The organism is Bacillus sp. TH13, assembly GCF_016651175.1.
Classification (GTDB): domain Bacteria; phylum Bacillota; class Bacilli; order Bacillales; family Bacillaceae_G; genus Bacillus_A; species Bacillus_A thuringiensis_S.
On sequence record NZ_JAEKEJ010000025.1, the window covers coordinates 426,548 to 445,604 of the forward strand.

Here is a 19,057-nt window from a genome sequence, read left to right on the forward strand (position 1 = left end):
TTGTAACAAAATATGTATATACGACAGAAATGTCTTTACTATCTACATGAATAAAATGTAGATAGTAACACGAAAGAGTGGGTTTCCCCACTCTCTTTTTCACAAAATATACATGACATGGTTATCTCGGTTTATAGTATACCATAGCAAATATTGATTTGCAAAGACTTTTCCTACCTATTAGAACAGTGATAATTGGTTTTGATCCGGCAAATCTCCTAAACAACCTTGGCTATCTAAATACTCAATAATTGTTTTCGAAACCTTACTTCGCTGCTGTAAGTCTTCTTTTGATAAGAAGTCTCCATTTTTGCGCGCTTCCACAATACTTAAGGCTGCGTTCGTACCAAGACCAGGCACTGCATTAAATGGAGGAATTAAAGTATCCCCATCAATAATAAACTCAGTAGCATGCGAGCGGTATAAATCGACCTTTTGGAATGAATATCCACGCTCACACATTTCCAGTGTCATTTCTAGTACTGTTAATAAACTCTTCTCTTTCGGCGCTGCATCCAATCCTTTTTGAGCAATTTCATCAATTTTTACACGTATGGATGCTGAACCTTTCGCCATCGCCTCTACATCAAAATCATCTGCACGGACTGTAAAATATGCCGCATAGAATAAAAGTGCAAAATGTACTTTAAAGTATGCGATACGCACAGCCATAAGTACGTAAGCAGCCGCATGGGCTTTAGGGAACATGTATTTAATCTTCTTACATGAATCAATATACCAACCTGGCACATTATTACCTTTCATGTCATCTTCCCATTCTTCCGGTACACCTTTACCTTTACGAACCGACTCCATGATTTTGAAGGCTAATGATGGATCTAAACCTTGATAGATTAAATATACCATGATGTCATCACGACAACCGATAACTTCACTCAGCGTACATGTACCGTTATAAATTAACTCATTTGCATTACCAAGCCATACGTCAGTACCATGTGACAGCCCAGAAATTTGGACCAATTCTGAGAATGTCGTTGGTTTTGTCTCTTCTAACATCTGTCTTACGAACTTCGTACCGAATTCTGGGATACCAAGTGTACCTGTTTTACAGTTAATTTGTTCTTCCGTTACCCCTAACGTTTCTGGACCAGAGAAAATTTTCATTACTTCTGGATCATCCGTTGGGATTGTTTTCGGATCAATACCACTTAGATCTTGTAACATACGAATAACGGTCGGATCATCATGTCCTAGTATATCAAGTTTCAATAAATTATCATGAATCGAGTGGAAGTCAAAATGCGTTGTTCTCCACTCAGCACCAATTGAATCAGCAGGAAACTGTATTGGTGAAAAATCAAAGATATCCATGTAATCTGGCACAACGATAATACCACCTGGATGCTGTCCAGTTGTACGTTTTACCCCTGTACATCCCGCTACTAAGCGATCAATCTCTGCATTTCGAATTGTTAAATTGTGATCATTTGCATAACCTTTTACATATCCATAAGCTGTTTTTTCCGCAACTGTACCAATCGTTCCAGCACGGTATACATAGTCTTCACCGAACAGTACTTTCGTATAGTTATGGGCACGTGGTTGGTATTCCCCGGAGAAGTTCAAATCGATATCGGGTACCTTATCTCCTTTAAATCCAAGGAACGTTTCGAATGGAATATCATGTCCATCTTTCACATATGCCACATTACATGTCGGACAATCTTTATCTGGTAAGTCGAAACCAGAGCCTACGGAACCATCATTAAAGAATTCAGATTGCTTGCACTTTGGACAGACATAGTGTGGTGGTAATGGGTTTACTTCTGTAATTTCCATCATCGTTGCAACGAACGATGAACCTACTGAACCACGCGAACCTACTAGATATCCGTCGACTAACGATTTTTTCACAAGCTTATGTGAGATTAAATAGATAACGGCAAATCCATGTCCAATAATACTTTTCAATTCTTTTTCTAAGCGAGCCTCTACAATTTCTGGTAGTTCTTCACCATATATACTGCGTGCCATTTTATAACTCATATCACGTGTTTCATCATCGGCACCCTCAATTTTCGGTGTATATAGATCATCTTTTACTGGACGAACATCACCAATTAATGACGCAACCTTTTGTGTATTCGTCACAACAACTTCTTTCGCTTTGTCTTCACCTAAAAATGAAAAACACTCTAGCATTTCATCAGTTGTACGGAAATGTACTGGCGGTAATGAATGTCGATTTAACGGATTGGCTCCGCCCTGCGAACTGACTAAAATTTTACGATACATTGCATCTTCTGGATCTAAGTAATGCACGTTCCCTGTAGCAACAACTGGTTTATCTAACGTCTCGCCTAGTTTTACTAAGTTAGAGATAATTGTTTTTAATTGTCCCTCATCTCGAACGAGTTCACGCTCTACTAAATGACGCAACACCTCTGGAGGCATTACTTCAATGTAATCATAGAACTGTGCAATTTCTTCTACCTCTTCAGGAGCTTTTTGCATCATTGCCTCAAACACTTCACCTTTATCACAAGCCGTTCCTACTAAAATTCCTTCACGATATTTTTTTAATAGTGACCTCGGTACTCGTGGTACACGGTAAAAGTAATTAAGGTGAGAATATGAAACAAGTTTATATAAATTTTTCAATCCAACATCTGATGTGGCAAGTAACGTCAGATGGCTTGGACGGCCACGCTTATACGCATCCCCTTGCCCCATGCTATCATTTAATTGATCGTGATATTCAAATCCCTTTTCAATTACGTCTTTCAACATTTTCACAAGTAAATATCCCGTCGCTTCTGTATCATAAATCGCACGGTGATGTTGCGTTAATTCAATATCAAGTTTTTTACACATCGTATTTAATCGATGATTTTTCATTTCTGGGAATAAGAATCGTGCAAGTTCTAACGTATCAATAACGGGGTTATTCGTTTTTTCTAACCCAGCCTTTTTAAAACCTACGTTAATAAATCCCATATCGAAGCTTGCGTTATGGGCAACAAGTGTATGGTCACCCATCCATTCCTCAAACTTTTTAAACACTTCGTCCACTTCTGGTGCATCAGTTAACATATCATCTGTAATACCTGTTAATTCAATAATCGTCGCTGATAATGGTTGATGTGGGTTTGCGAAAGATTCAAAGCGATCAATGATTTCGCCACCCTTTACTTTTACGGCAGCCAACTCAATGACTGTATCGTATACAGCTGATAAACCTGTCGTCTCAACGTCGAAAACAACATACGTTTCCTCTGCAAGTAAACGATGCGCTTCGTTATACGCTATCGGTACACCATCATTAACTAAATTCGCTTCTACACCGTATATAACTTTAACTCCAGCCTTTTTCCCCGCAGAATATGCCTCCGGGAACGACTGAGCCACAGCATGGTCTGTAACCGCAATAGCTTCATGTCCCCATTTACCAGCTTGGGCAACAAGCCTAGAAACAGGAGTAACAGCATCCATTTGGCTCATGGGAGTGTGAAGATGAAGTTCTACACGTTTTTCGCCTTCTGGCGCTTTATCTTTACGAGACGGACCTGTTATTTCATTAATATCATTCGCAATCATTACTAAATCTCGAACAAATGTATCGTTTTGGACTGAACCACGGGCTTTCACCCACATTCCTTTTTTCAAGGATTGCAGCATTGGAATATCTTCTTTGTCACGCGAGAACATTTTGATCATAATAGAATCCGTATAATCCGTTATTTTTAAAGTTAATAACGTACGTCCACTACGAAGCTCTTTTGTCTCTACATGGAAGACATATCCTTGAACCGTTTTTCTTCTTTCTTCATCTTGAATTTCTCGCATCGGTGTAATCTCTTCATCTGGCTTAATAAGATACCCGAGTGTAATCGGTCCTTCATACACAACGCTACTTTCTTCAGCTTGCTTCTTCGCCATTTCTTCCATAGCTTGTATAACACGCTCGCGGTCTTCTTGCTGCGTTTGCTCACGAAACTTTTGCATTTCTTCTGCATTTTGCTGTATATGTGTGTCTAACTGGAAACGCGGGAATCCAAAAGCTTCGTATTGATCCCCTACTGGTTTCGCAACGTTTTTCTTTAAAGCAGTAGACTCCAGCTCATTATTCACATTTATTAGCAACTTCACTCCATTCACCTGCGGAAGCTGTTTCTTTAAGTAAGCAAACATAGGTGAAAATGTAATTCGTTCCGTACAAAGCGGCCAATACGCCCTCACTTCTTCTTCTGTAAATTGTTTATTCTCTGTTTCTAATGCAAATGTTGTTCTTGCAATATGAGAAAATGATTGCTTAAGCTTTGTTTCTAGCAATTCATATAATTCTGTAGGCAAAATACGTGGCACTTGTAAATCAAAATGCCAACTTTTATTCGCTTTATCAATAACGAGCCTTTCAATACCACCGCCTTGTAAATATTGATTTATAAGGTCGTCTGGTATTTGCAACTGCTGGAGCAAAATTTGAAATCGCTCTTGTTGTTCATTTGTTAAAGACATAAGCACTCTCCTTCCATTTGCTATTATAAATTGAAACGTACTACAAAGAAAGATTTCTCACTTCCTCTTTTACAAAATACGTTTACAAAGAAAGAGAAGGTACCCCATTACGAGGTACCTCTTCTTATTTTAAAATATTTGCAATATATGTTTGAAGTTCTTCTACTTTTACTTCTTCAGACTCACCTGTAGCACGTACTTTCACTTCTACAATACCTTCGTCTGCTTTTTTACCAACTGTAACGCGAACTGGAAGGCCGAATAAATCTGCATCTGCAAATTTAACACCTGCACGTTCTGCACGATCGTCTAATAACACTTCATAGCCTTTTTCTTGTAATGAGTTGTAGATATTTTCACCCATTTCACGTTGTGCATCAGATTTCATATTTACTGGAATTACATGCACATGGAACGGTGCTACAGCTTTCGGCCAAACTAAGCCGTTCTCATCATTAAACTGCTCTGCAATTGCTGCCACTGTACGAGATACACCGATACCGTAACAACCCATAATAAGTGGTTGTGTTTTCCCATTTTCATCTAGGAATGTTGCGTTCATTGCTTCACTATAACGAGTTCCTAATTTGAATACATGACCAACTTCAATTCCGCGTGCAAAAAGAATTGTTCCGTTTCCGTCTGGAGATTGGTCTCCTTCTTGAATAAAGCGTAAATCTGTATACTGACTTACTTTAAAGTCACGTTCTGGATTTACATTTACATAATGGAATCCTTCTTCGTTCGCTCCTGAACATCCGTTAACAATTGATGCTACAGCATGGTCAGCGATAATTTCGATATCACCTGTTACACCAATCGGTCCTAATGAACCAACTTCACAATTTAATAATTCTTTTACTTCCTCATGAGAAGCAAGCTCAACAACTGAAGCGCCGTATACATTTTTCACTTTTACATCGTTTACTTCGTGATCACCACGAACAAGTACAACTACTAATTTCTCATCTACTTTAAATACCATAGACTTAATACACTTGTCAGCTTCAATGTTTAAGAATGCAGATACTTCTTCAATCGCTTTTTGATCTGGCGTTGCAACCTTTTCAAGTGCCATTTCCGCTTCGTCACTCTTCGTATACGTAGCTACAACAGGAGCCATTTCAATGTTCGCTGCATAATCAGATGTATCAGAGTATGCAATTGTATCTTCACCAACATCAGATAATACCATGAATTCATGTGTATCTTTTCCGCCCATTGCTCCAGAATCAGCAATAACTGCACGGAAGTTCAAACCACAACGAGCAAAAATGTTAGAATATGCTTTGTATAAGCAATCGTATACTTCATCTAAGCTCTCTTGTGTAGCATGGAAAGAGTATGCATCTTTCATTAGAAACTCTCTTCCACGTAATAAACCGAAACGAGGTCTTTGTTCATCGCGGAATTTCGTTTGAATTTGATATAATGTTAACGGTAATTTTTTATATGATTTTATTTCATCACGTACAAGATCAGTAATTACTTCTTCATGCGTCGCTCCTAAAGCAAACTCACGAGCGTTACGATCTTTCATACGCATTAATTCAGATCCGTAAGAATACCAACGACCTGATTCTTGCCATAATTCTGCAGCTTGCATAGCTGGCATCAATAATTCCACAGCTCCTGCGCGCTCCATTTCTTCTCGAACGATACGTTCTACTTTGTGTAATACTTTTAACCCAAATGGTAGAAAACTATAAATACCAGAAGCATTTTGACGCATAAAACCTGCGCGAAGTAATAATTGATGACTCTTAATTTCAGCATCAGCTGGAACTTCACGTAATGTAGGACTGAATACCATACTTTGTTTCATTTATTTGCACCTCTTCATTTTACTCTTACACGCAGTAAAACCCCTCACCTCGAATTAGGTGAGGGATTTTATTCTACGGACTCTATTTCATTATAAGTTTCATTCTATTTTACAAGAAAAACTTACGAATGTCATTCCATGTTACAACTAACATTAATAACATTAATAATGCAAAACCAATAAAGTGAACCATTCCTTCTTTTTGACGGTCAATTGGTTTTCCTCGTAACGCTTCAATTAAGAAGAAGAATAAACGGCCACCGTCTAAAGCAGGAACTGGTAATAAATTGAATAAACCAAGGTTAATACTTAAAACTGCCGCTAAACTTAGTACACGCGTAAATCCATAATCTACAACTTGATCTGTTAGATTATAAATTCCTACTGGACCTGACAACTCATTAATAGAAAATTGACCAGTTACTAATTTCACAAGAGATTCAAAAATTAGTTTCGTCCATTGGTATGTTTGTTCAAATCCTGATTTAATAGAACCCATTACTGTTTTCTCTACAGGGGAATAAACACCAATCCTACCAACTTCGTCTTTTCCTTCTTTATCGAGTGTTGGCGTTACTTTCACATTAAACTGTTCATTATCACGCTTTACTTGTAACGTAATTTCTTTATTTGGATTTTCACGTACAATGTCAACAACATCTTTCCATGTACTTGTGTTTTTCCCATCAATCGCTTGAATTGTATCATTCTCTTTCAATCCAGCTTGCTGTGCTGCACTATTATCCATCACTTTTCCGACCATTGGTTTGTCAATAGGAACCCCTTGTACAAATCCAAGAATCACAAAAATAACAAATGCTAAAATGAAGTTCATTGCAGGACCCGCAAAGATTGTTAAAGCGCGTTGCCCTAGTTTTTTTGAACCAAATTGTCTATTATACGGAGCAATTTGAATTTCTTCCCCCGCAGTAATAATACGAGCTTTTTCATTCACTCGGAACGTTTGAAGCTCTTCCTCGTACTCCTCATAGCCCGAAATTGTTAGATTGTGCTCCAAATCAGCTTGTTCGACTTCAATGACACGAACATTTGGATACTTTTCATATCCATCAAAAACTAATTTCACAACTTCGTCTTTTTCATTTAATACAAGGCCAACCTTTTTCCCAGGCTTTAACTCAACTGTGTCCGCATCCTCGCCAGCCATTCTTACATAGCCACCAAGGGGCAGTAATCGAATCGTATACACCGTTTCATTCTTTTCAAATGAGAATATTTTCGGACCAAAACCAATCGCAAACTCGCGGCATAAAATACCTGCTCTTTTTGCGAAATATAGATGCCCTAGCTCATGGAAAAATACGAGTGCACCGAAAATTAATATAAAGGCAATCGCTGTATTCAATTCCATAACCACCTTTGCTAAATTTGTTCCATCACAAACCGTCTTGTGGCTGCATCAATTTCCAGAATTTCCTCTAAGCTCGGACGTGCAATGACATTGTGATGGTTCATTGCTTTTTCAATGAGGTCTTCTACTGTTAAGAAACCAATTCTCTTTTGTAAAAAGGCTTCAACAGCTACTTCATTCGCTGCGTTCATTACAGCTGGCATACTTCCACCTGCTTTTCCAGCTTCATACGCAAAACGTAGACAACGGAATCTTTCTTGGTCCATTTTCTCAAAATGCAACGTCCCTATTTCCCATAAGTTTAACTGTTTTGTGTCTGAAAGAGGCAATCTATCAGGATATGTAAGTGCGTATTGAATCGGTACTCGCATATCAGGTGAACCAAGCTGCGCCATTACACTACGATCTTCAAATTCAACCATAGAATGGATAATACTTTCTTTATGTAAAACAACATCGATTTGCTCGTAAGGGATACCAAAAAGCCAATGTGCTTCAATTACTTCTAGTCCCTTATTCATCATTGTAGCAGAATCAATTGTAATTTTCGAACCCATTGACCAGTTTGGATGTCGAAGCGCATCTTCTACGGTCACATGATGCAATTCATCCCTCGTTTTATCACGGAAACTTCCACCAGAAGCCGTTATAATAAGACGAGAAATTCTTTTCTCATTTTCACCATTCAAGCATTGAAAAATAGCTGAATGTTCACTATCTACTGGAAGTAACGAAACATTATGTTTTCGTGCTGCTTCCATTACAAGATGTCCTGCAGTTACTAACGTTTCTTTATTTGCAATTCCAATTGTTTTTTTCGCCTCAATTGCACGAAGTGTTGGTAACAACCCTACGCTACCTACAACAGCATTTACTACAATCTCCGCATCTGGATGTAATGCTACTTCTAAAAGCCCTTCACTACCATATACAATTTTTGTATTACCAGAAACAGCTTGTAATTTTAAAACATCTTCCTCTCTTTGCACAGAGACGATTTGCGGAGAAAATTCTTGAATTACCTTTACTGCGTAGTCAATATTTTTCCCTACAGAAAAAGCAACGAGACGGAATTGGTCTGGGTGCGAGCGTAATACATCTAAAGTTTGTGTACCAATTGATCCGCTTGCACCTAATAAACTAATGTTTTTCATGACTCCAACCCCTCGTTCATTTATTAATTGTATTGTAATAAGAAGTAGAGAATTGGTAAAACGAATAACCAACTATCTGTTCGATCTAATATACCACCATGTCCAGGTAAAATTGTACCTGAATCCTTTACGCCATAATGACGTTTAAAAGCAGATTGTACTAAATCACCAATTTGTCCAAAAATAGAAATGATAATTGTCAGCACAATTAAAATTACTACATTCGATTCCACTGGGAAGAACGTGTTGTAAACAAGTGCCACGATAATTCCGCAAACGATGCCGCCTAATGAACCTTCAATCGTTTTATTTGGACTAATTTCTGGCCACAATTTTCTCTTGCCTAATGCTTTTCCTACGAAATATGCGCCTGAATCAGTAGCCCATATAATAAATAATGCGCAAAACACATATTTAATTCCTAATATTCTCGTTTCATTTAAATATAAGAATCCCATTGCCACATATGTCGTTGCCATCAGTAAAAATGAAGCATTATCAAAAGTAAATGTATTCTTAGAAAGGACTGTATATGATAAAAGTAATAAAACAATCACAAATGTGATTTCCAATTTACCTAATCCAATCCATGTAAACAGTTCTGATGCACTACTTGGAATTAAAAGAATCCACAATAATACTGCAGCTAAAACTGTCGGTACTGAAATAAGCGTAAGCTTATTCATGCGAATTAATTCATATAAACCTATAGAAGCAAGTGCATACACTAAAACCGTAAAAGGCACGCCACCGTATATTACGATGGGAATGAATAGCGCGGCAGCAACCACTCCAGTAATAATTCTCTGTTTCACTACCAAACCCTCTCTTTCTACACGCCTCCGAATCTGCGCCCTCTATGTTGAAAGTCAGTAATTGCATTTAGCAAATGTTCTTCTTTGAAGTCTGGCCAATACACGTCTGTAAACCAAAACTCCGAATACGCAATTTGCCATAACATGAAATTACTAATACGTAGCTCTCCGCTTGTTCGGATTAACAACTCTGGATCAGGTAAAGAACTCGTCATTAAGTAGGAAGAAAGCATTTCTTCACTTACCTCTTCAGAACGAATTTTTCCTTCCTCGTTATCTTTCATCATATGTTGCACAGCAGAAACGATTTCATCTCGACTTCCATAGTTTAACGCGAAATTAAGAATTAATCCCGTATTCTCTTTCGTATCTTCCATGGCTTTCTCCATCGCTCTGCGTGTATGCGTAGGAAGACGATCTTTTTGCCCTATTACTCGGACTTGTACGTTTTCTTCAATCAATTCTGGTAAAAATGTACCTAGAAATTCTTCTGGAAGCTTCATTAAATAATCAACTTCCTTTTTCGGTCTTTTCCAGTTCTCAGTTGAAAAAGCATAGAGAGTTAACACTTTCACATTAAGTTTACTTGCAAATTTTGTAATTTTCTTTACAACTTGCATACCTTCATGATGTCCCGCAATACGAGGCATTGCTCTCCTCTTTGCCCATCTTCCATTCCCATCCATAATGATGGCAATATGTTCTGGGATATATCCTTTTTTCACTTCTTCAACGAGATGATCAAACGATGTGTCCTTTTTACCTTTAAAAAAAGGAAAGTTTTTAAACATCATTCATACCCTCCAACAAGCAGACGTATGCCTAAAAGTGTAAAAAGACCCCCTTAAGAAGAGGGTCATATTTGCGAAGTTATCGCTATTACACTTCCATGATTTCTTTTTCTTTGTTTTTTGCGATTTCGTCAACTTTTGCAATATATTTATCTGTTTCTTTTTGGATATCTTCAGTATATCCTCTTAAATCATCTTCTGTAATCTCGCCAGCTTTTTCAAGCTTCTTAAGATCATCATTTCCGTCACGACGTACGTTACGAACAGCTACTTTTGCTTCTTCAGCATATTTTTTCACAACTTTAACAAGATCACGACGACGCTCTTCTGTTAATGCAGGGAATGCAATACGAATTACAGTTCCATCATTAGAAGGGTTTAAGCCTAAATCTGCTTTTAAAATTGCTTTTTCGATATCACCGATAGAAGTTTTATCATAAGGTTGAATTACAAGTAAACGTGCTTCTGGAACTGTAATGTTCGCTAATTGCACAACTGGTGTTGGTGCACCATAGTAATCAACTTGTACCTTATCTAATACAGACGAGCTTGCACGACCAGCGCGAACTGTTGCTAATTCACGAGAATAAGCAGCAACTGCTTTTTCCATTTTTTCATTTGAAGACTTCAATACTTGTTGTCCCATATTTATTTCCCCCTTACAACTGTTCCAATATTTTCGCCTAAAACGGCACGTTTAATATTACCTTTTTCCATAACTGAGAATACAATTAATGGAATATCATTATCCATACATAGAGAAGAAGCTGTAGAATCCATTACACCTAAACCTTCTTTTAATACATCTAAGTAAGTAAGCGTTTCGTATTTCGTAGCCGTTGGGTCAATAGATGGATCTGCGCTATATACGCCATCCACATTATTTTTCGCCATTAAAATAACGTCTGCTTCGATTTCCGCTGCACGTAATGCTGCTGTTGTATCTGTAGAGAAGTATGGATTACCTGTACCTGCTGCAAAGATAACAACACGTTTTTTCTCTAAGTGACGAACTGCTTTACGGCGAATGTAAGGCTCTGCCACTTGACGCATCTCAATTGAAGTTTGTACACGAGTTTGGATTCCAATATTCTCCAAGCTATCTTGAAGAGCTAATGAATTCATAACTGTAGCTAACATGCCCATGTAATCTGCTCCTGCACGATCCATGCCCATTTCACTTCCAATTTTCCCACGCCAAATGTTACCGCCACCAACAACAACAGCAACCTCTACATCAAGTTCTGCAATTTCTTTTACTTGTTCTGCAACTGACTTAATAACAGTTGGATTAATTCCAAATCCTTGCTCTCCAGCTAAAGCTTCTCCACTTAGCTTTAAAACGACACGATTATATTTCGGTTTACTCATAATGAACCTCCAATTGCTTACATCTTTATTTTAAAAAAGGGAACACAATGTGTTCCCTAATCTGTATTAGTTACTACCTTTTACTTGGTTCATTACTTCTTCAGCAAAGTTGTCTTCGCGTTTTTCGATACCTTCACCAACAGCGTAGCGAACGAATCCTTTTAATGTTCCACCTTTAGACTCAACGAACTGACGAACTTTCATATCAGGGTTTTTAACGAATGCTTGGTCAAGTAAGCAAATCTCTTCGAAGAATTTGCCTAGACGGCCTTCAACCATTTTTGCAACGATTTTTTCAGGCTTGCCTTCGTTTAATGCTTGTTGTGTTAATACTTGACGCTCATGCTCAACTTCTTCAGCTGTTACAGCATCGCGGTCGATGTATTTAGGGTTAACTGCTGCAATGTGCATTGCCACATCTTTAGCAGCTGCTTCATCAGTAGAACCTTCAAGAACTGTTAATACACCAATACGTCCACCCATGTGTAGGTAAGCGCCGAATGCATCTGCATCAGTTTTTGATACAATTTCGAAACGACGAAGTGTAAGTTTTTCACCAATTTTAGCGATTGCTTCGTTGATGTGCTCTTCTACTGTTTTGCCGCCTTCAATTGTTTGAGCCATAGCTTCTTCAACGTTAGCAGGTTTGTTAGCTAATAAGTGAGCAGCTAGTTCTTTAATTAATGCTTGGAAACCTTCGTTTTTCGCAACGAAATCAGTTTCAGAGTTTAATTCTAAGATTAAAGCGTCGTTACCGTTTGTTTCGATGAAAGTTAAACCTTCAGCAGCAATGCGGTCTGCTTTTTTAGCAGCTTTCGCAATACCTTTTTCACGTAAGAAGTCAATTGCCTTCTCCATGTCGCCGTTAGTTTCTGTTAAAGCTTTTTTGCAGTCCATCATACCTGCGCCAGTTTTTTCACGTAATTCTTTTACCATTTGAGCAGTGATTGCCATACTTTTCATCCTCCTAAAATATGTATTTATACCTTTTATAAAGGTGTTTATACCTTAAAAAAGGTGATAAAAGGCCGAACCCCTTATCACCTTTCCAACTTTGTTACGCAGTAACAGTTTCTTCACCTTGTTTTGCTTCAAGGATCGCGTCTGCCATTTTAGATGTAAGAAGTTTTACAGCACGAATTGCATCATCGTTTGCTGGGATAACGTGATCGATTTCGTCTGGATCACAGTTTGTATCAACGATACCGATGATTGGAATGTGTAATTTGCGTGCTTCAGCAACTGCAATACGCTCTTTACGAGGGTCTACTACGAATAATGCACTTGGAAGACCTTTCATATCTTTAATACCGCCTAAGAATTTCTCAAGACGCTCTAACTCTTTTTTAAGTTGAACAACTTCTTTCTTAGGAAGTACTTCGAAAGTACCATCTTCTTGCATTCTTTCGATGTCTTTAAGACGCTTGATACGCTTTTGGATTGTTTGGAAGTTTGTTAAAGTTCCACCTAACCAACGTTGGTTAACGAAGTACATACCAGCACGAGTTGCTTCTTCTTTAATAGCTTCTTGTGCTTGTTTTTTAGTACCTACGAATAAAATGTCTCCACCTTCAGCAGCGATGTCGCGCATCGTTCTGTAAGCTTCCTCAACTTTTTTCACAGTTTTTTGTAAGTCGATGATGTAGATACCGTTACGCTCTGTGAAAATGTAACGCTTCATTTTTGGGTTCCAACGACGAGTTTGATGTCCGAAATGAACACCAGCTTCAAGCAATTGCTTCATAGAAATTACTGACATAATATAGTTCCTCCTAAATGGTTTTTGATATCCTCCGTTTACTTCATCTCTAAGCGAAACTACAAACGTAGCACCAACACTTAAATCAGTAAACGTGTGTACTTTGTACTGACACCACTGCTTACTATATCATACTGAAATATTACAATCAAGTCGAAAATGCGAACAATGTAAAACTTTCTTTGTTCATACTCGAATTCTAGTATTACCAACCTTCATTTCTTTTAAGCAAAAAAGCAAAATACAATTAATAGTTTTCCCAGAAAACACGCTTATGCCACTTTTCACAAGCACCATCAATCCATTGCACAAAAAAACTCTCCTCAATCGAGGAGAGTTTTTTATAAATTAGTTTGTTTTTAATTTAGCAAGTTCCTGTAGAAACTTGTCGTTTAGCACTTTAATGTATGTTCCTTTCATACCTAAAGAGCGAGACTCAATAACACCAGCACTTTCTAATTTACGTAGTGCATTTACGATTACAGAGCGAGTAATTCCTACGCGATCAGCAATTTTACTTGCAACAAGTAAACCTTCTGTTCCATTTAATTCTTCGAAGATGTGCTCAATTGCTTCTAACTCACTGTAAGATAATGAGCTGATCGCCATTTGAACAACAGCTTTACTACGTGCTTCCTCTTCGATTTCTTCTGCTTTTTCACGTAAGATTTCCATACCTACAACAGTTGAGCTGTACTCAGCAAGGATTAAATCGTCATCTAAGAACTCTTGACCTAGACGAGCTAATACTAATGTACCTAGACGCTCACCACCACCAACGATTGGTACGATTGTAGTTAAACCTTGACCAAATAATTCTCTGTTTTCTACTGGGAATGCTGTGTAAGCACTGTTCACATCTAAGTTTGAAGATGTTTCTGTAATGTTGAATAAGCTTTGTGTATATTCTTCTGGGAATTGACGTTCTGCAAGCATTTGCTTCATGCGTTCGTTTTCGATTTGTTGGTGAATTGCATAACCTAGTAATTTACCACGACGGCTAACTACGAATACGTTTGCTTCGATTACTTCACACATTGTGTCAGACATTTCTCTAAAGTTTACAGGCTTCCCTGCTGCGCTCTGTAATAACGCATTTAATTTTCTTGTTTTTGCTAATAATTCCATTTCAAAAGTTCCTCCTACATGTTACTCACATATTTTTTCATCACTTGGAAACTAGGGCGAGTCACCTGATGACACTATTACAAAATAAACTGGCTCACATCTTTATTTTTAGCAATTGTTGCTAATTTCTCCTCAACGTATTGAGGGGTTATCGTTATTTTCTCTAACGTAATTTCAGATGCTTCAAACGATAAATCTTCAAGGAGCTTCTCCATAATCGTATGAAGTCTTCTTGCTCCAATATTATCTGTATCCTGATTAACTTGATAAGCAATCTCAGCAATCTTACGAATAGCTTCGTCTGAAAATTCAATTTCTATACCTTCAGTCGCTAATAATGCCATATATTGTTTAATTAACGCATTGTCAGGCTCGATTAATATTTTAACAAAATCGTCTGTCGATAATTTTGTTAATTCTACTCGAATCGGAAATCTCCCTTGCAATTCCGGAATTAAATCCGACGGTTTAGACATATGGAACGCTCCAGCTGCAACGAATAAAATATAATCCGTTTTTACTGATCCGTATTTTGTCGCAACATTCGACCCTTCTACAATTGGCAAAATGTCACGTTGCACACCTTCACGTGATACATCTACGCTATTCGACTGCTTACCAGCAATTTTGTCAATTTCATCGATAAAAATAATCCCGAGCTGTTCAGCACGATAAACAGCCTCTTGTGTAACTTCATCCATATCAATTAAGCGCTGTGCCTCTTCATTTGTCAAGAGTTTTCTTGCTTCTTTTACAGAAAGTTTACGTTTTTTTGTTTTTTTCGGCATAAAACTCCCTAACGCATCTTGGAAATTCATTCCCATTTGTTCCATGCCAGTTCCTTGTAACATATCAAACATTGACGACTGTTGCTCAGTCACTTCAATCGATACAATTTCGTCTTCAAGAAGCCCTGCAGCAAGCTTTCTCTCCACATCTTGACGTTTCTTTTCGATTTCACCATCTTCTTGTGTATCAGACGTTTGACTCGAATTTTGAGCGCCCCCAAAAAGCATCTCTAATGGATTTTTAAATCCAGATTGCTTCTCCGGACTCGGTACTAAAATTTCAACAAGACGTTGATTCGCTTGCTCTTCTGCTTTATCTTGAACTTTCACTACCATTTCTTCTTTTACGATACGAACCGATGTTTCCACAAGGTCACGTACCATCGACTCTACATCTCTACCCACATATCCAACTTCTGTGAATTTTGTAGCCTCAACCTTAATAAAAGGTGCTCCAACGAGTTTCGCCATTCGTCGTGCTACCTCTGTTTTTCCAACACCTGTCGGTCCAATCATCAAAATGTTTTTAGGTGCTATTTCATCACGTAAATTTTCAGCTAATTTACTGCGACGGTATCGATTTCTCAACGCTACAGCAACCGCTTTCTTTGCGTCTTTTTGACCGATGATGTATTGATCTAATTTTTCCACAATTTGGCGCGGAGTAAAATGTAAATGCATATAAAATGCCTCCCTTACGATTCTACAATTCTTCAACAATTATGTTGTGATTCGTATAAACACAAATATCGCCAGCAATCTCTAAACTCGCTTTCGCAATTTGTTTCGCTGTTAAGTGTTCACTTGCATATTGCTTTAAAGCACGACCTGCAGAAAGTGCATAATTCCCACCAGATCCAATTGCTAAAATACCATCATCCGGTTCAATCACTTCTCCTGTACCTGAAACAAGGAGCATAGTTGTTTTATCCATGACAATGAGCATCGCTTCTAGTTGACGTAACATTTTATCGCCACGCCATTGTTTTGCCATTTCAACAGCAGCACGCTGCAAGTTGCCATTATACTCTTCTAATTTTCCTTCAAACATTTCAAAAAGAGTAAATGCATCAGCAACTGAACCTGCAAAACCAGCTAAAACTTTACCTTGGAAAAGTCTGCGAACTTTACGAGCTGTATGTTTCATTACAACAGCATTTCCCATTGTCACCTGACCATCTCCAGCCATTGCACATTCTCCATTATGATGAACTGCAAATATCGTTGTAGCGTGGAAATTCCCCATAGAAAAAACTCCTTTATTTGTTTTTATAGCTTTTAAAGCAATTTATGCCCGCGGGTGATGCTTCATGTAAACAGAACGCAATCTTTCTTTAGAGACATGCGTATAAATTTGTGTGGTCGACAAATTCTCATGACCTAATAGCTCCTGTACAGTACGTAAATCCGCCCCTTCATCTAACATATGTGTAGCAAATGTATGCCTTAACATATGGGGACTTATTCGCATTGTCAGTGAAGCCTTTTTAATGAGTTCATTTAAAACATAACGTACTCCACGACTTGTTAGCGGTGTACCTTTCGCATTTAAAAACACCATACGAGAGTCTTCGTCAGTCTTATTAACTAACTGTTTTCTCCCATTCTCTATATAAGTAATTAAAGAATCTTGCGCATAGCTTCCGAACGGAATATACCTTTGTTTTTTTCCTTTTCCCATTACTAAAATTGTTCCCACCGCAAAGTCAATATCAGTAAGTTGTAAATTGACACATTCACTCACACGGATTCCGGTCGCATACATCAACTCTAATAAAGCTTGATTCCTTTGACCTAATGGTGTTCCCGTGTCAGAAACTTCAAATAATTCCTCTAACTCTTCAGCATATAAAAACTTTGGGATTGACAATTCTTTTTTGGGGAGTGACGCAAGTGCAAACGGATTATCTTTCCGATAACCTTCACGCATCAAAAAACGATATAAACTTCGTAAGCTTGATACTTTTCTTGCGACAGATTTACGGGCTAACTTTTCATCGTGCAACGTCGTTAAGTACAAACGAACATCCGCGTATGTAACGTCTAAAAAAGAGGATATGCCTTCTCGCTCCATAAATTGCACAAAATGTTCTAAATCATTTTGATAACTTGCAATTGTATATTTTGAATAATTTCTTTCAATTTGTAAATATCCAACGAATAATTGTAACAATTTCTTCACATTCACACAACTCACCTCAATAAAGGCTACTAAATCGTATCACAACTTAGTAGCCTTTGCAAGAAATTTAACTAAATATTTACAAAATTTTGAATTGTTTCTAAAGCGCGTGTTGCGTATGCTTCATTTCGTTCCGCTTTCTTTTTGATCTTCTTCTCTAACGGTGCAAATAGACCGAAGTTCGCATTCATCGGTTGGAAGTTTTTAGCGTTCGTTGCCGTAATGTAATTTGCCATGCTGCCCATTGCAGTTACTGACGGTAATACAACTGGCTCTTCACCTTGCACAAGACGTGCAGCATTAATTCCTGCTAATAATCCTGATGCTGCTGATTCAACATATCCCTCTACTCCAGTCATTTGACCAGCGAAGAATAAATCATCACGTTGTTTATATTGATATGTTGGACGAAGCAAATTAGGTGAATTAATAAACGTATTACGATGCATTACACCATAACGTACAATCTCTGCATTTTCCAGTCCCGGAATTAACTGTAGCACTTCTTTTTGTGGTCCCCACTTTAAATGCGTTTGGAAACCTACGATATTGTATAAAGTTCCTGCTGCATCATCTTGACGTAACTGAACAACAGCATATGGCGTTTTCCCTGTTTTTGGATCTTCCAATCCAACAGGTTTCATAGGTCCAAATACTAGCGTCTGTCTCCCTCTACTTGCCATAACTTCTACTGGCATACAACCTTCAAAGAAAATTTCTTTTTCAAACTCTTTTAAAGGCACTGTCTCAGCAGCAATTAAAGCCTCATAAAAACGGTCAAACTCTTCTTCTGTCATTGGGCAATTTAAATATGCAGCTTCCCCTTTGTCATAACGCGATTTTAAATATACTTTATTCATGTCAATACTGTCTTTTTCTACGATTGGTGCTGCCGCATCGTAGAAATAGAAATAATCTTCACCTGTTAGTTCTTTTAATTGTGCAGCAAGATCAGGAGATGTAAGTGGACCTGTTGCAATAATTGTTGGTCCTTCTGGAATTTCAGTAAGCTCTTCGTTCACTACAGTTACATTCGGATGGTTTTTTACGTATTCTGTTACTTTAGCTGCGAACTCATGACGGTCTACAGCTAAAGCACCTCCAGCTGGTACAGAGCACTCATCTGCCGCACGAATAATTACAGAATCCATTAAACGCATTTCCTCTTTAATAACTCCAACTGCATTTGTTAAAGTGTTTGCACGAAGTGAGTTACTACATACTAATTCAGCAAATTTATCTGTGTGATGAGCTGGCGTTTGCCTTACCGGCCTCATTTCATATAATCTAACTTGGACACCACGTTTTGCAATTTGGTAAGCCGCTTCACTTCCTGCAAGACCTGCGCCAATGACGTTTACTACTTGTGTTGTCATATATATCACCTTTC

At 38.0% G+C, this 19,057-nt stretch carries 15 protein-coding genes; all 15 read right to left on the bottom strand.

What is annotated here, in order from left to right:
* Positions 1 to 180: 180 nt before the first annotated feature.
* Positions 181 to 4,482: a PolC-type DNA polymerase III gene (locus tag JFU02_RS10375; RefSeq protein WP_000059996.1), complete on the bottom strand. Its 4,302-nt coding sequence runs from the start codon at positions 4,480 to 4,482 to the stop codon at positions 181 to 183.
* 124 nt (positions 4,483 to 4,606) lie between these two features.
* Positions 4,607 to 6,307, bottom strand: a complete 1,701-nt coding sequence (locus tag JFU02_RS10380) for a proline--tRNA ligase (RefSeq protein ID WP_086407616.1) — start codon at positions 6,305 to 6,307, stop codon at positions 4,607 to 4,609.
* Positions 6,308 to 6,416: 109 nt separating this feature from the next.
* Entirely contained in the window at positions 6,417 to 7,673 is a 1,257-nt protein-coding gene (gene rseP / locus JFU02_RS10385; protein ID WP_001090242.1) for an RIP metalloprotease RseP, read from the bottom strand.
* Positions 7,674 to 7,690: 17 nt separating this feature from the next.
* Positions 7,691 to 8,833 (bottom strand): 1-deoxy-D-xylulose-5-phosphate reductoisomerase, encoded by a 1,143-nt coding sequence (dxr, locus tag JFU02_RS10390; RefSeq protein ID WP_000790358.1) that lies wholly within the window; start codon positions 8,831 to 8,833, stop codon positions 7,691 to 7,693.
* Between the two features lie 23 nt (positions 8,834 to 8,856).
* Positions 8,857 to 9,648 carry a phosphatidate cytidylyltransferase gene (gene cdsA, locus JFU02_RS10395; protein ID WP_098867597.1) on the bottom strand — a complete coding sequence of 264 codons (792 nt, stop codon included), beginning with the start codon at positions 9,646 to 9,648 and terminating at the stop codon, positions 8,857 to 8,859.
* Between the two features lie 17 nt (positions 9,649 to 9,665).
* On the bottom strand, positions 9,666 to 10,442 hold the full coding sequence (gene uppS / locus JFU02_RS10400; RefSeq protein ID WP_000971296.1) for an isoprenyl transferase: 777 nt from the start codon (positions 10,440 to 10,442) through the stop codon (positions 9,666 to 9,668).
* An 85-nt stretch (positions 10,443 to 10,527) separates the two neighbouring features.
* Positions 10,528 to 11,085 carry a ribosome recycling factor gene (gene frr, locus JFU02_RS10405; protein WP_000531505.1) on the bottom strand — a complete coding sequence of 186 codons (558 nt, stop codon included), beginning with the start codon at positions 11,083 to 11,085 and terminating at the stop codon, positions 10,528 to 10,530.
* A gap of 2 nt (positions 11,086 to 11,087) precedes the next feature.
* Positions 11,088 to 11,810 (bottom strand): UMP kinase, encoded by a 723-nt coding sequence (gene pyrH / locus JFU02_RS10410; protein ID WP_000042669.1) that lies wholly within the window; start codon positions 11,808 to 11,810, stop codon positions 11,088 to 11,090.
* 66 nt (positions 11,811 to 11,876) lie between these two features.
* Complete coding sequence (tsf, locus tag JFU02_RS10415) at positions 11,877 to 12,764, bottom strand: translation elongation factor Ts (protein ID WP_001018575.1); 888 nt, start codon at positions 12,762 to 12,764, stop codon at positions 11,877 to 11,879.
* A gap of 103 nt (positions 12,765 to 12,867) precedes the next feature.
* Entirely contained in the window at positions 12,868 to 13,569 is a 702-nt protein-coding gene (gene rpsB / locus JFU02_RS10420) for a 30S ribosomal protein S2 (protein WP_000111485.1), read from the bottom strand.
* A gap of 348 nt (positions 13,570 to 13,917) precedes the next feature.
* A complete protein-coding gene (codY, locus tag JFU02_RS10425; RefSeq protein WP_000421290.1) occupies positions 13,918 to 14,697 on the bottom strand; it encodes a GTP-sensing pleiotropic transcriptional regulator CodY in 780 nt (259 codons plus the stop codon).
* A 77-nt stretch (positions 14,698 to 14,774) separates the two neighbouring features.
* Positions 14,775 to 16,166, bottom strand: a complete 1,392-nt coding sequence (hslU, locus tag JFU02_RS10430) for an ATP-dependent protease ATPase subunit HslU (RefSeq protein ID WP_000550084.1) — start codon at positions 16,164 to 16,166, stop codon at positions 14,775 to 14,777.
* Between the two features lie 22 nt (positions 16,167 to 16,188).
* Positions 16,189 to 16,731, bottom strand: coding sequence for an ATP-dependent protease proteolytic subunit HslV (hslV, locus tag JFU02_RS10435; protein ID WP_000526274.1), 543 nt, complete (start codon positions 16,729 to 16,731; stop codon positions 16,189 to 16,191).
* A 42-nt stretch (positions 16,732 to 16,773) separates the two neighbouring features.
* Positions 16,774 to 17,673 carry a tyrosine recombinase XerC gene (gene xerC / locus JFU02_RS10440; protein WP_001101245.1) on the bottom strand — a complete coding sequence of 300 codons (900 nt, stop codon included), beginning with the start codon at positions 17,671 to 17,673 and terminating at the stop codon, positions 16,774 to 16,776.
* Between the two features lie 65 nt (positions 17,674 to 17,738).
* Positions 17,739 to 19,043, bottom strand: a complete 1,305-nt coding sequence (gene trmFO / locus JFU02_RS10445; RefSeq protein ID WP_000213006.1) for an FADH(2)-oxidizing methylenetetrahydrofolate--tRNA-(uracil(54)-C(5))-methyltransferase TrmFO — start codon at positions 19,041 to 19,043, stop codon at positions 17,739 to 17,741.
* Positions 19,044 to 19,057 lie beyond the last annotated feature (14 nt).